This window comes from Flavobacterium tyrosinilyticum (assembly GCF_023656565.1).
GTDB classification, from domain to species: Bacteria; Bacteroidota; Bacteroidia; order Flavobacteriales; family Flavobacteriaceae; genus Flavobacterium; species Flavobacterium tyrosinilyticum.
This window is the reverse complement of the sequence record NZ_JAMOKG010000001.1, coordinates 1,269,665-1,282,103: the sequence shown is the minus strand read 5'-3', so window position 1 is coordinate 1,282,103 and position 12,439 is coordinate 1,269,665. Positions and strand designations below refer to the sequence as shown.

At 33.1% G+C, this 12,439-nt stretch carries 14 protein-coding genes; 9 read left to right on the top strand and 5 right to left on the bottom strand.

Annotated features, from left to right (window positions below; translation table 11 throughout):
* Positions 1–6: 6 nt before the first annotated feature.
* The 5 genes from NCC77_RS05660 to NCC77_RS05640 all read right to left on the bottom strand — a co-directional run bounded on the left by NCC77_RS05660 (position 7) and on the right by NCC77_RS05640 (position 4,857).
* A complete protein-coding gene (locus tag NCC77_RS05660; protein ID WP_095930222.1) occupies positions 7–1,422 on the bottom strand; it encodes a sensor histidine kinase in 1,416 nt (471 codons plus the stop codon).
* Between the two features lie 235 nt (positions 1,423–1,657).
* Positions 1,658–2,206 (bottom strand): CopD family protein, encoded by a 549-nt coding sequence (locus NCC77_RS05655; protein WP_250834715.1) that lies wholly within the window; start codon positions 2,204–2,206, stop codon positions 1,658–1,660.
* Between the two features lie 84 nt (positions 2,207–2,290).
* Positions 2,291–3,304, bottom strand: a complete 1,014-nt coding sequence (gene hemH / locus NCC77_RS05650; RefSeq protein ID WP_250834714.1) for a ferrochelatase — start codon at positions 3,302–3,304, stop codon at positions 2,291–2,293.
* A 135-nt stretch (positions 3,305–3,439) separates the two neighbouring features.
* On the bottom strand, positions 3,440–3,913 hold the full coding sequence (locus tag NCC77_RS05645; RefSeq protein WP_250834713.1) for a hypothetical protein: 474 nt from the start codon (positions 3,911–3,913) through the stop codon (positions 3,440–3,442).
* Between the two features lie 68 nt (positions 3,914–3,981).
* Positions 3,982–4,857, bottom strand: coding sequence for a helix-turn-helix domain-containing protein (locus NCC77_RS05640; RefSeq protein ID WP_095930219.1), 876 nt, complete (start codon positions 4,855–4,857; stop codon positions 3,982–3,984).
* 227 nt (positions 4,858–5,084) lie between these two features.
* Here NCC77_RS05640 and hemA point away from each other — a divergent pair, with 227 nt between their 5' ends.
* The 9 genes from hemA (at position 5,085) to hemF (ending at position 12,335) form a co-directional block, all read left to right on the top strand.
* Complete coding sequence (gene hemA, locus NCC77_RS05635; protein WP_250834712.1) at positions 5,085–6,335, top strand: glutamyl-tRNA reductase; 1,251 nt, start codon at positions 5,085–5,087, stop codon at positions 6,333–6,335.
* 156 nt (positions 6,336–6,491) lie between these two features.
* Positions 6,492–6,899, top strand: a complete 408-nt coding sequence (locus NCC77_RS05630) for a GxxExxY protein (RefSeq protein WP_250834711.1) — start codon at positions 6,492–6,494, stop codon at positions 6,897–6,899.
* Between the two features lie 140 nt (positions 6,900–7,039).
* Positions 7,040–7,963, top strand: a complete 924-nt coding sequence (gene hemC, locus NCC77_RS05625) for a hydroxymethylbilane synthase (RefSeq protein ID WP_250834710.1) — start codon at positions 7,040–7,042, stop codon at positions 7,961–7,963.
* Complete coding sequence (locus NCC77_RS05620) at positions 7,963–8,628, top strand: uroporphyrinogen-III synthase (protein WP_250834709.1); 666 nt, start codon at positions 7,963–7,965, stop codon at positions 8,626–8,628. The genes hemC and NCC77_RS05620 overlap by 1 nt, the downstream gene beginning before the upstream one ends.
* A gap of 106 nt (positions 8,629–8,734) precedes the next feature.
* The gene (gene hemE, locus NCC77_RS05615; RefSeq protein ID WP_111377708.1) at positions 8,735–9,760 is read left to right on the top strand and encodes a uroporphyrinogen decarboxylase; all 1,026 of its coding nucleotides are present in this window, start codon (positions 8,735–8,737) and stop codon (positions 9,758–9,760) included.
* A 182-nt stretch (positions 9,761–9,942) separates the two neighbouring features.
* Positions 9,943–10,494 (top strand): transposase, encoded by a 552-nt coding sequence (locus tag NCC77_RS05610; RefSeq protein ID WP_250834708.1) that lies wholly within the window; start codon positions 9,943–9,945, stop codon positions 10,492–10,494.
* Positions 10,495–10,620: 126 nt separating this feature from the next.
* Positions 10,621–10,998 (top strand): hypothetical protein, encoded by a 378-nt coding sequence (locus NCC77_RS05605; RefSeq protein WP_250834707.1) that lies wholly within the window; start codon positions 10,621–10,623, stop codon positions 10,996–10,998.
* A complete protein-coding gene (locus NCC77_RS05600) occupies positions 10,995–11,420 on the top strand; it encodes a hypothetical protein (protein WP_250834706.1) in 426 nt (141 codons plus the stop codon). The genes NCC77_RS05605 and NCC77_RS05600 overlap by 4 nt, the downstream gene beginning before the upstream one ends.
* A gap of 3 nt (positions 11,421–11,423) precedes the next feature.
* Positions 11,424–12,335, top strand: coding sequence for an oxygen-dependent coproporphyrinogen oxidase (hemF, locus tag NCC77_RS05595; protein WP_250834705.1), 912 nt, complete (start codon positions 11,424–11,426; stop codon positions 12,333–12,335).
* Positions 12,336–12,439: the final 104 nt, after the last annotated feature.

The window sequence follows — 12,439 nt, the reverse complement described above, 5'->3', positions numbered from 1 at the left end:
TATATTTTATGAGTTGGTGATAGGGAGAGAAACCGTAAATGTTGTTCCTTTTCCGTAAGTTGACTCAAAGGTAATTGTTCCTTTGTAATTTTCGATAATGTTTTTGATAATTCCGAGTCCAAGTCCCATACCGCTGGTTTTGGTAGTAAATTTTGGTTCGAAAATTCTTCCGATATCTTGTTTCTGAATACCGATTCCGTTGTCTTTTACAGCAATTTCAACATCGTTATTTCGCCTTTTTACCGAAACTACTATCGATTTCTGAAATTGACTTTCTGGAATAGCCTGAGTAGCATTTTTAACCAAGTTGGTAATTACGCGAATCAATTGCGTACGATCCATTTTGGAAATGATTTCTTCTTCTTCTTTTTCAAAAGAAATATAATCTTCGTTGAAGATATCCAAAGCCAATTCGACAACCTCAACTACATTCAGCGTTTCATTTTGCTGTGCTGGCATCGAAGCAAAGTTCGAAAATGCGGAAGCAACAGCTGTCATTGTATCTATCTGCTGAATTAAAGTTTCGGAGTAATCATTCATTTTTTGTTTTACATCTGGAGCCGCAGGATCGAATTTTCTTTGGAAACTCTGAACCGTCAAACGCATCGGTGTAAGCGGATTTTTAATTTCGTGCGCGACCTGTTTCGCCATTTCACGCCAAGCTTCTTCACGTTCGCTTTGCGCTAGTTTGATAGCACTGGTTTCCAGTTTGTCTACCATTCCGTTATAAGCTCTAATCAAGAAATTAACTTCTTTACTGTTGGCTTCCAAAACAATTTTTTCGTTTTTCTGATCCAGATTAGTCTCTTCTAGTCTCTCTGAAATCGTTTTTAATGATTTCGTGATATACGTTGAAAGGAAATACGCCAATGCAAAAGCAACAATCAGCATAAAAGAATAGACCTGACTCAGACGAATTAGGAAAGTATTCAATTCGTTATCATAATAACCATCGTCTTCTAAATAAGGAAGATTCAGGATTCCAAGCGGTTTGAATTTTTCGTCTTTAATTAAACTGTATGAAGAGCGGTTTTTGACTCCGTCGATGGTTTTAATATCCACAAAACGTTTTTCGATGGAAGAACGAACTAGTTTCAGAATATATTCCGGAATTGGCGGTGCAATTTTATCTACAGCAAAAGACTCTTTGGATGATTTTAAAAGTTTTCCATCCAAACTGTAAATGTTGATTTCAATTTTATGAATCTGCGCTAACTCGTGGATTTTATCTTTAAAGATTAAATCTAAATTCTGAGTTTTTAGCGGATAAGTTGTAGTCGCCAGAACATAATTGATGTGTTCTTTTACGGCATTTTCTTTTCGTTCTAAACGTTCCTGATGGTATTCTTTGGCTTCGGTTTTAAACTGAATAATCGAAATCGAAGCCAATAAAAAAGATGCCACCACAATCAATACAATCATCGACAGGAAAATCCTGGTACGAAGCGAAAGCATTGTCATTTTGAAGTTGTTTAGCATAATTTTCTTTTTTGCCACGAGTTACACGAATTTACGCTAATTATTTTTTTCTGCCACAGATTAAAATGATTAATGGGATTATACGCAACGCTAAAAAATCATTAAAATCCATTTAATCTGTGGCAAATATTACAAAAAGAAATTCGTGCTAATTCGTGTAACTCGTGGCAAACTGATTTTATTTTTTTTCTCGAATGCGCTTATAAAAACGAAATCCCAGCATAATTAAAACGGAGAATAATATAATTCCGATTACGCCGAAAATCCAGTTGATCGCACTTTTTAAAACTACTAAAAAGACAACGGCAAACAAAATTATCGTTGCACCTTCATTCCATAAACGCATAAAATTATTGGTATATTTTACCTCATCGTTTTGCAGCTGTTTAAAAATCTGATGACATTTTCCGTGATATAAATATAAAAGAAAAACGAAACATAATTTTACGTGCATCCACGGCATTTTGATCCAAACGCTTCCTGCATCTGTAAAAAACAACATCCAAAAAGCAAAAATACTCGCCAAAACCGCCGAAGGCCATGTAATAATATACCACAAACGGTAGGCCATTATTTTGTATTGCGCCTGTAAAATCTCTTTTTCTGGCGAAGGTTTTTGATTGGCTTCAATTTGGTACACAAACAAACGCACAATATAAAACAAACCCGCAAACCAAGTAATTACAAAAATGAGGTGCAGTGATTTTAAGTAATTATAGTATTCCATTATTTTCGGTTTAAAGTTTCAGGTTTAAAGTTTCAAGTTATCAACTTTGAGAAAAACTTGAAACCTGAAACTTGAAACTAAATATTATTTCGCCCAATCATTAATCCAATTAGAAACTGTCTGGCACCATTCATCATCATCATTCAGACATGGAATCGCTAAGAACTCTTCTCCTCCATTTGCTTCAAAATCTTCTTTGGCACGCATGGCGATTTCTTCTAAAGTCTCTAAACAATCTGAAACGAAAGCTGGTGTAACAACTGCCAATTTCTTGATTCCTTTTGCAGGCATGTTATCAATTTCAACATCGGTATAAGGTTCCAACCATTTATCTCCCGCTAAACGCGATTGAAATGTCAGGCTGTATTTATCTTCAGGAAGTCCCAATAACTTTACAACTTGTTTCGTTGTTTCGTAACATTGGTGGCGATAACAAAATTCGTGCGCTGGTGAAGGCGTGTTGCAACAAGAACCGTCAATTTTACAATGCGATTTAGTTACATCCGTTTTGCGAATATGACGCTCTGGAATTCCGTGGTAAGAAAACAATAAATGATCATAATCAAAACCAACTAAATGTTTCTGGATTGAATCGGCTAAATTCTTGATATAATCAGGTTTGTTGTAAAATGCCGGAACATCTGTAAACTTCATGTGTGGGAATTTCTTCTTACGAATTTCCTCTGCTTTTACTAAAATAGTCAAAGTAGAAGCCATTGCATATTGCGGATATAATGGAAAAAGCATTACATCTGTAACTCCTTTATCGCTCAATTCTTGAAGCCCTTTTTCAATGGTCATACTTCCATAACGCATTGCTAAAGAAACTGGAACATTTACTAAAGGCTGTACTTTTTTCTGCATTCTTTCTGAAAGAACAACTAACGGTGAACCTTCTTCCCACCAGATTTTTGCGTAAGCGTGCGCAGATTCTTCTGGTCTTTTTCTTAAAATAATACCTCGAACTAATAATGCTCTCAATAAATACGGAACGTCAATCACGTATTTATCCATTAAAAATTCATCTAAATATGGTTTTACATCTTTTGGAGTTGGACTTTCTGGAGATCCAAGATTTACTAATAATACGCCTTTCATTATGTTCTTTTGCTTTAAGCTTTTTATTTGTTTTTTAAATTTCGTCAAAAGTATTTCATGATACTTTACCGAAATATGATATTTATTACTTTTTAATTATGTACTTATTTATAAAATTGATATTTGAAAACATCTTTAATTTTTATCTTTTTTATATTTATCGAATAGTTTTCCTAACAATTTAAACTCTTTCTCTGTTCCAAAATTTTCTATTTCAATTTCTTTTTTAGAACTAATAAGATAAAATTGACGGCAGGAAAGACAAATCTTAGCTATACCTGAAATTTGATTTTTCTTTTTAAAAACTAAAATATCTCTATACTGAGGAGCACAAGCATATACATTTTCTAACATCTTTAAAGAAGATTTCTCCAAAAAAATATCGCTTTTTAAATATTCGGCGTCTTTTTGAGATAACTTAAACTTAGAAAATCCTTCTGAATTAATTGTTTTATAAAAGATACCATTATTTATCTTGTCTGGATAATCATCGAAGAAAATTTTATCAAAAATACCATTGTCAATACTTTTACTATTGTTCTCTCCCATTTCTTCCTCTTTGCTTTTATTCAATGAATAATATTCAACACTGTCAAAATCAAAAAACATTTTTTCTTCTTTTGATTTACAAGACAGCATTAGAAAAAACAATAAAGCTATTGAATATCTTTTAAGCATTAAACATTCGCATTAATCGACATTAAATACTTCTTTGGAGTCGTGGCGAACTTTTTCTTAAATGCCGCAATAAAGTGACTTCCTGTACTGTAACCTATTTTCAAACCTACTTCGTTTACATTATAAGATCCGCTGTCTAAAAGTTTTCGGGCGAAATCCATTTTGTAATCAAAAAGGAAACCGTATACCGTATCGCCGTAAATTTGTTTGAAACCCATTTTAAGTTTCTTCAAATTCAAACCAATTTCATCTGCCAGTTCTTGCAGTCCTGGCGGTTCGGCCATATTAGCGATAATAATTTCTTTGGCTTTTCGGATTTTTAAAACGTTATCTTCATCAATTAAAAACGGACATTGTTCTGCATTTGGATCTTCTGTTCTATTAAAATACAAACTCAATAATTCATATCCTTTTCCTTTATAATAAAGGTTTTTTATAGACGGATGAAGATTATAATGAAACAACTGACTCAGCACAATCGCCATTGACGGACTGATATTTCCTTCGTTATAATACTTTTTGTCTTTATTATCAGGACTCAAAAAAGTAATATAATCGGCTTCAGCAGAAAACAACGCGTGAAATTTTTTAATCGATACAATTACCGAAATCGCCCAAGAGTTTGGAGCCAATTCTAAATTTAGCGGTAATTCTTTCTGCGGATTGTATAAAAGCAGTGATTTTTCTTCTTTCAATTCTAAAGCATAATTGCCTTGATTGAATAAAAATTTTGCATTTCCTTTTATCCCGAAGTGAAACTGTATCAGGCCAGTACCTATTATTTCATGCTGTGCATAAAATGGCTCCAGACCGTCATTTTGAAAACGGATCAGCGTAAAGTCGTCTTCAATTTTTATAATTTCTTGAGAACCCATAGCGATATTTTTTTGAATCAAAAATCGAAACAAACTCAAAATGTTATTTAGAACGACTCTAAACTAATCACTTCAAATGAGTTGATTTTGCTACAAAAGTAGTCCTTTTTACTCAAAAACACCTATTTAGGTTCAAAAAAACATACAGCGACATAAAAAGTACTTTTAGCGTTATTTTTATCGATGCTATAGTAATAATTTTGTTGCACTTTTATGAAAGTGAATTTATGGAAAACAATAACGTACCGAAACACCTTTATTTTTACTCAGTTGGTCTGAGTTATAAAAAAGCTGATGCTGAGGTTAGAGGTCAATTTAGTTTGGATGCCGTTGCGAAAACACGTTTACTGGAACAAGCTAAAAACGATGGAATAGAAAGTTTACTGGTTACTTCAACTTGCAACAGAACCGAAATCTACGGTTTTGCCGAACATCCATTTCAATTAATAAAACTGATCTGCGACAACAGCAATGGTTCTGTTGATGCCTTTCAAAAAGTTGGTTTCGTTTACAAAAATCAAGAAGCGATTAATCATATGTTTCGCGTAGGAACTGGTTTAGACAGTCAGATCTTAGGCGATTTTGAAATTATATCTCAAATAAAAACCAGTTTTACACATTCAAAATCAATGGGATTAGCCAATGCTTTTATGGAAAGATTGGTCAATGCGGTAATTCAGGCAAGCAAAAGAATTAAAACGGAAACAGAAATTAGTTCTGGTGCTACTTCGGTTTCTTTTGCATCTGTACAATATATTTTGAAAAATGTTGAAGATATCAGCAACAAAAATATTTTACTTTTTGGAACTGGAAAAATCGGAAGAAATACGTGTGAGAATTTAGTAAAACATACCAAAAACGAACACATTACTTTGATCAACAGAACTAAAGATAAAGCAGAAAAATTAGCAGGAAAGTTAAATCTGATTGTTAAAGATTACTCTGAATTGCATTTAGAACTTCAAAAAGCCGATGTTGTCGTTGTGGCAACAGGCGCGCAAAACCCAACAGTTGACAAAGCGATTTTGAATCTTAAAAAACCTTTGCTGATTCTGGATTTGTCTATTCCGAAAAACGTAAATGAAAACGTAGAGGAATTAGAAGGTGTAACTTTAATCCACATGGATTATTTGTCTCAATTGACAGATGAAACTTTGGAAAACAGAAAATTACACATTCCGGCAGCTGAAGCAATCATCGAAGAAATCAAAGAAGAATTTGTTACTTGGATGAAAGGCCGAAAATTTGCTCCGACAATCAATGCTTTAAAAGAAAAATTAAATGCTATTAAAGCTTCGGAACTAGATTTTCAAAGCAAAAAAATTGCCGATTTTAATGAGGCGCAAGCTGAAATCATCAGTAACAGAATCATTCAAAAAATCACTACGCATTTCGCAAATCATTTAAAAGACGACGATACCATGGTAGATGAAAGCATCGAATGGATCGAGAAAGTCTTCAAAATAAAAGCATCTTAGTTTTTAATTTAAACCATTAAGATATTAAGGAAATTAAGACCAATCTTTGTCAAGAGAATTAAGCGTCGCTGTAACACAAAGCTTAATAATCTTAAAATTCAAGACAAAAAGCTTAATTCTCTTAATGCTCTTAATGGTAAAAAACAAAAAAGTTCTATGACAAAAAAAGAGGTAACTCAATTGGCTTATGAAATTACAGGTTTTGCTATAAAAGTGCATAAAGCTTTGGGACCTGGACTTTTAGAAAGCATATATGAGAAGTGCCTCAAATATGAATTAGAACAAAACGGATATGATGTAAAACAACAATTATCTGTTAAAATTGATTATTACGATCTTGAATTTGAATCTGATTTAAGAATAGATTTACTTGTAAACGATTGTGTTGTTGTTGAATTAAAAGCAATAGAAAACCTATTACCAATTCACGAAGCCCAATTATTAACATACATGAAATTATTAGAAAGACCTCAAGGTCTATTGATAAATTTCAACACGACAAACATAACAAAATCAATGAAACCACTTGTGAATGATTATTTCGCAAGATTAATTGATTCATAAAATATTAAACCATTAAGAGATTAAGATAATTTAAGTCAATCTTTTCAAGAGAATTAAGCCAAGTTATAACACGCTTAATAATCTTAAATTCTACACAAAGGCTTAATTCTCTTAATGCCTTAATGGTAAAATAAAAAAACATGGCTGAAAAAACAATCAGAATTGGAACGCGTGACAGCGAATTAGCACTTTGGCAGGCCCATACTGTCGAGAAAAAACTTAACGATTTAGGTTATAAAACCTCAATTGTTGCGGTTAAATCTCAAGGTGATATTATTCTGGATAAACCTCTTTATGAATTAGGGATTACCGGAATTTTTACCAAAACGCTTGACATTGCCATGATCAATGGCGATATTGATATCGCAGTGCATTCTATGAAAGATGTTCCAACAGCTCTACCAAAAGGTATCGTTCAGGGTGCTGTTTTACCAAGAGCCAATGTTCTGGACATTTTAGTTCATAAAGGAAATCCTGATTTTACAAATCCGAGTACTATTGCAACAGGAAGTTTGCGTCGCCAGGCACAATGGTTCAATAAATACCCAAATCATACAGTTGTTGATTTACGCGGAAATGTGAATACGCGTATGCAAAAATTGCAAGATAATGATTGGGATGGAGCTGTTTTTGCAGCTGCAGGTTTAGAGCGCATCAACTTAAAACCTGAAAATTACATCAACTTAGATTGGATGATTCCTGCTCCAGCACAAGGCGCAATGCTTGTCGTGGGAATGGAAAATGACAATTATACACTAGATGCCCTTTCGCAGTTAAATGATATCGAAACTGAAATTTGTACCTATATCGAACGTCAGTTTTTAAGAACGCTTGAAGGCGGATGTACTGCCCCAATTGGTGCTCTAGTAACTTATAATGAAGATGAAGATACTTTGCATTTTCAAGGTGTCTTACTTTCTATAGACGGAAAACAAAAACTGGAAATCGATAAAACAGTTGATATTTCTGAATGGAAAAAATTAGGTTTTAATTCTGCTCAGGAAATTTTGAATAATGGCGGAACGGAATTAATGAAACAGATTAAAGAATCCCTGAAGAAATAATGGCAAATCCAATCCAGATACTATCCACTAAAATATTATCTCCTCTTCATAAACAAGAGCTGATGAAATATGGCATCGAATTAATCGAAGCCGATTTCATTAAAACCGAAAACAAACCTTTCGAATTAAAAGACATTAACGAAAGTCTGATTTTTACAAGTCAGAACGCTGTTCATAGTGTTTTATCAGATCCAAAATCAGAAGAACTAAAAAAGAAAAATGTGTATTGCGTTGGCCTTAAAACCAAAACGCTTTTAAGCGATAATGGCTTTAATGTTGTGGCTTACACCGGTTATGCATCAGATTTAGCCGAAATTATCACTTTGATTTATGCGAATCAAAGTTATACTTTTTTTAGCGGAAATCTTAGAAGAGACACTTTACCGGAAGCTTTAAAAGAAAACGGAATTAAATTCAACGAAATTCAGGTTTACGAAACTACACTGCAACCGCAGAAAATAAAAGCAAATCCTGAAGCAATTTTGTTTTTTAGTCCGTCTGGCGTTAAAAGTTACTTGAAACATAATACCATCAATAAACAAATCTGTTTCTGTATTGGCGACACTACTGCAGAAGCTCTATCAAAAATCACAAAGAATATCATCATCGCAGATCAGCCCACAATTGAAGACGTGATTGAAGATGTAATTCACGAATACAAATAATGTTTACCAAATCCTGCAAGGTTTTCAAAACCTTGTAGGTTTAAATATAAATCAACAAACAATACCTACAAGGTTTTGAAAACCTTACAGGAAAAACAAATACGAGATGTTAAAAAACGACCTATTTTTAAGAGCATTAAAAGGAGAAACTGTGCAACGTCCGCCGGTATGGATGATGCGTCAGGCAGGAAGATATTTACCTGAATTTAGAGAACTTCGTGATAAATATGATTTTTTTACGCGTTGTGAAACTCCAGAATTAGCTGCTGAAATTACAGTTCAACCTATCCGAAGAATCGCTCCAGATGCTGCGATTTTATTCTCGGATATTTTGGTTGTTCCACGTGCTATGGGAATTCATGTAGAATTGAAAGATAATTTGGGACCAATAATTCCAAATCCGATTCGTTCTTTGGCAGATGTTCATAAAGTTTACGTTCCAGATGTAAATGAGACTTTAGGCTACGTTTTTGACGCTGTGAAATTGACTAAGGAAATGTTAAACGACGAAGTGCCATTGATTGGTTTCGCTGGTTCTCCTTGGACAATTTTCTGTTATGCTGTTGAAGGAAAAGGTTCTAAAAGTTTTGACACTGCAAAAGGATTTTGCTTTTCAAACCCAGCCGCAGCACATACTTTATTGCAAAAAATTACCGATACGACTATTTTATACTTAAAAGAAAAAGTAAAATCGGGAGTAAATGCCGTTCAGATTTTTGATTCTTGGGGCGGAATGCTTTCTCCTGTTGATTATCAGGAATTTTCGTGGAAATACATCAACCAGATTGTTGACGCTTTAGCAGATATTACACCTGTTATTGTTTTCGGAAAAGGATGCTGGTTTGCTCTTGGCGAAATGGGTAAAAGTAAAGCTTCTGCTTTAGGAGTTGACTGGACTTGTTCGGCTAGAAATGCCCGTTATTTGTCTGGTGGAAATATTACTTTACAAGGAAACTTTGATCCGTCAAGATTACTTTCTCCAATTCCAACTATCAAAAAAATGGTTCATGAAATGATCGATGAGTTCGGAAAAGATAAATATATCGTAAATTTAGGTCACGGAATTTTACCAAATATCCCTGTAGATCACGCCAAAGCGTTTATTGACGCTGTGAAGGAATACGGGAATTAAGTGTTATGTTTGCAGTCGCAGTTTTCGGTTGAGTTCCTGCAAGGTTTCCAAAACCTTGTAGGTATAAACTAAGCAACAATCATACTTTAAAAAACACCTATGAGGTTTTGAAAACCTTGTAGGTTTAAAAGTTGTTTTTATATTTACAGTAAAAACCTACAATAAAATAAAAACAATTAAGAATGAAACTTGAAGTGTTGCAAAAAGATTGCTATTATCATGTTTATAATCGCGGAATTAACGGAACAAATATTTTTGACAGCAACATAAATAAACTTTATTTCTTGCAACAATTAGCAAAATACTTGGAGAATAAAATATCCCTCTTTGCTTATTGTTTAATGAATAATCACTTTCATTTAGTTATTCGACTAAACTCTGAAGAAAAAGAAGTAACGCAAGCATTTTCAAATCTATTTAATTCTTACGCGAAAGCATACAATAAACAAAACGGTAGAACTGGAAGCTTATTTGAAAAACATTTTAAAAGAATAAAATTGAAAGATGAAAATTATCTAAAACAACTTATCCTTTACGTTCATTTAAATCCAAAACATCATTTTGATTCGGATTTTGCTGGCTTTAAATTTTCATCTTATCAAGCCTTTCTATCAAATAAAGAAACAAAAATAGAACGAAATGAAGTTTTAAATCTATTTGGAGATTTAGAAAATTTTATTTTTTGCCATAATCAAAAAAATGAGTTTTTGAATGAAACTTATACTTTTGAATAATTCAATTCTGTCCTGCAAGGTTTTTAAAACCTTATCAGGGTCTATATAATTATATTTTTTTTAATTTAAAGTCTGACAACAAATACCTACAAGGTTTTGGAAACCTTGCAGGAAATCTAAAAAAATATGCTGAACAAAGGTTTACGAGACGAAGAGAAAATAAGAATTGATAATGTCCTTAAGACGTTACGAACTCTTATTTTTGTGCCTTATCCTTTAAATGATTTACAAAAAACAGAAATTGAAAATCAATTGAAAGAATTCGGATTAAACATTCAAACTTTAGTCGATTATTCCAATGACGAATTAATCACATTATTAATCCGTCTTCATTTTGATTGGGATCAATTAGAACAATTTGCTGATATTTTAATAGAATTCTCAAAAGAAGAAAACCATAATTTTACAGCTAAAGCTTTGGCAGTTTATCAATATATTCAGCAGGAAAGCAAGGTTTTTTCTTTTGGAATAAACAATAAAATCGCTTTGTTAAAATTTAAATGAGTTATTTAGAAAAAATTTTAAACGATATTGCTGATTTTAATTTTGAAAAATTGAATCCATTATATCAAGGTTTTTTTGTAATGGTATTTTTTGCGGTATTTGCTAGTACTTGTTCTTATTTTTCAAATGAAGCCAAAATTAGTAAAGACGCATATAAAGAAATGTTTCATAAAAATTTTTCTGGGATAATTGTGAAAAAATTTTTAGATAAACATAACCATATGTCTCAAAAATTTATTCTAAAAGATTCGACTCCAATATATGTTTATCCTGTTCTTTGGGAAAAAGCTGAAATAGGAGATTCGCTATTTAAAAAAGTAAATTCAAGATTTGTAAAAATCTTTAAAAAAGATACTACAATAGTAATTGATATGAATGTTGCATTCAAGTATCACGATACTATACCAGAAAATGAAAATTAAGACATGAAAGACAAATTTTACGCATACATACAAAATTTACAAGACCAGATCTGTGCTGGATTAGAGGCTGTTGACGGAACTACAAAATTCCGTGAAGACTTATGGAAACGTCCTGAAGGCGGAGGCGGGAGAACGCGCGTTATAGAAAACGGAAATGTTTTTGAAAAAGGTGGCGTAAACATTTCTGCCGTTCACGGAAAACTTCCTGAAACAATGCAGAAAATGTTTGGCGTTGGCGAAGCCGATTTCTTTGCCTGCGGATTAAGCTTAGTTATTCACCCGAAAAACCCGATGGTTCCTACTGTGCACGCCAATTGGCGATATTTCGAAATGTATGACGAATCTGGAAATGTAATCGAACAATGGTTTGGTGGCGGACAGGATTTAACGCCTTATTATTTGTTTGAAGAAGACGCAAAACACTTTCATCAAACTTGCAAAACGGCTTGCGATAAACACAATCCAGAGTTTTATCCGAAATATAAAAAACAATGCGATTCGTATTTCTGGAATGCACACCGTAATGAAGCCCGAGGACTTGGCGGTTTGTTCTTTGATTATTGCAAAGCAAATGAGCAAATGTCAATGGAAAACTGGTACGATTTTGTAACCGAAGTTGGAAATAGTTTCCTGGAAGCTTATGTACCAATTGTAGAAAGAAGAAAGAATTTAGAGTATACCCCAGAAAATAGAAACTGGCAGGAAATTCGTCGTGGTCGTTATGTTGAATTTAATCTGGTTCACGATAAAGGCACTTTGTTCGGTTTAAAAACCAACGGAAGAATTGAAAGTATTTTGATGAGTTTGCCTCCGCATGTTCAATGGGTTTACGATCATCATCCAGAGGCAGGAAGCGTAGAGGAGAAATTGATCAATATATTGCAGAACCCTATTGAATGGGTTTCTTTAGTCTAAAATTTATTTAACACATAGAAACATAGATTTAAAGCACTATCTTAGGGCTAATTTTAGAAAATTATATTTTTTCACATAGCTCTATGAGAATTATTCGAATGAAA

Excerpts from the sequence above, each read along its gene's own strand:
- NCC77_RS05660 (WP_095930222.1), bottom strand. The coding sequence starts at position 1,422 with ATGATTGTATTGATTGTGGTGGCATCTTTTTTATTGGCTTCGATTTCG.
- NCC77_RS05655 (WP_250834715.1), bottom strand. The coding sequence starts at position 2,206 with ATGGAATACTATAATTACTTAAAATCACTGCACCTCATTTTTGTAATT.
- hemH (WP_250834714.1), bottom strand. The coding sequence starts at position 3,304 with ATGAAAGGCGTATTATTAGTAAATCTTGGATCTCCAGAAAGTCCAACT.
- NCC77_RS05645 (WP_250834713.1), bottom strand. The coding sequence starts at position 3,913 with ATGTTTTTTGATTTTGACAGTGTTGAATATTATTCATTGAATAAAAGC.
- NCC77_RS05640 (WP_095930219.1), bottom strand. The coding sequence starts at position 4,857 with ATGGGTTCTCAAGAAATTATAAAAATTGAAGACGACTTTACGCTGATC.
- hemA (WP_250834712.1), top strand. The coding sequence starts at position 5,085 with ATGGAAAACAATAACGTACCGAAACACCTTTATTTTTACTCAGTTGGT.
- NCC77_RS05630 (WP_250834711.1), top strand. The coding sequence starts at position 6,492 with ATGACAAAAAAAGAGGTAACTCAATTGGCTTATGAAATTACAGGTTTT.
- hemC (WP_250834710.1), top strand. The coding sequence starts at position 7,040 with ATGGCTGAAAAAACAATCAGAATTGGAACGCGTGACAGCGAATTAGCA.
- NCC77_RS05620 (WP_250834709.1), top strand. The coding sequence starts at position 7,963 with ATGGCAAATCCAATCCAGATACTATCCACTAAAATATTATCTCCTCTT.
- hemE (WP_111377708.1), top strand. The coding sequence starts at position 8,735 with ATGTTAAAAAACGACCTATTTTTAAGAGCATTAAAAGGAGAAACTGTG.
- NCC77_RS05610 (WP_250834708.1), top strand. The coding sequence starts at position 9,943 with ATGAAACTTGAAGTGTTGCAAAAAGATTGCTATTATCATGTTTATAAT.
- NCC77_RS05605 (WP_250834707.1), top strand. The coding sequence starts at position 10,621 with ATGCTGAACAAAGGTTTACGAGACGAAGAGAAAATAAGAATTGATAAT.
- NCC77_RS05600 (WP_250834706.1), top strand. The coding sequence starts at position 10,995 with ATGAGTTATTTAGAAAAAATTTTAAACGATATTGCTGATTTTAATTTT.
- hemF (WP_250834705.1), top strand. The coding sequence starts at position 11,424 with ATGAAAGACAAATTTTACGCATACATACAAAATTTACAAGACCAGATC.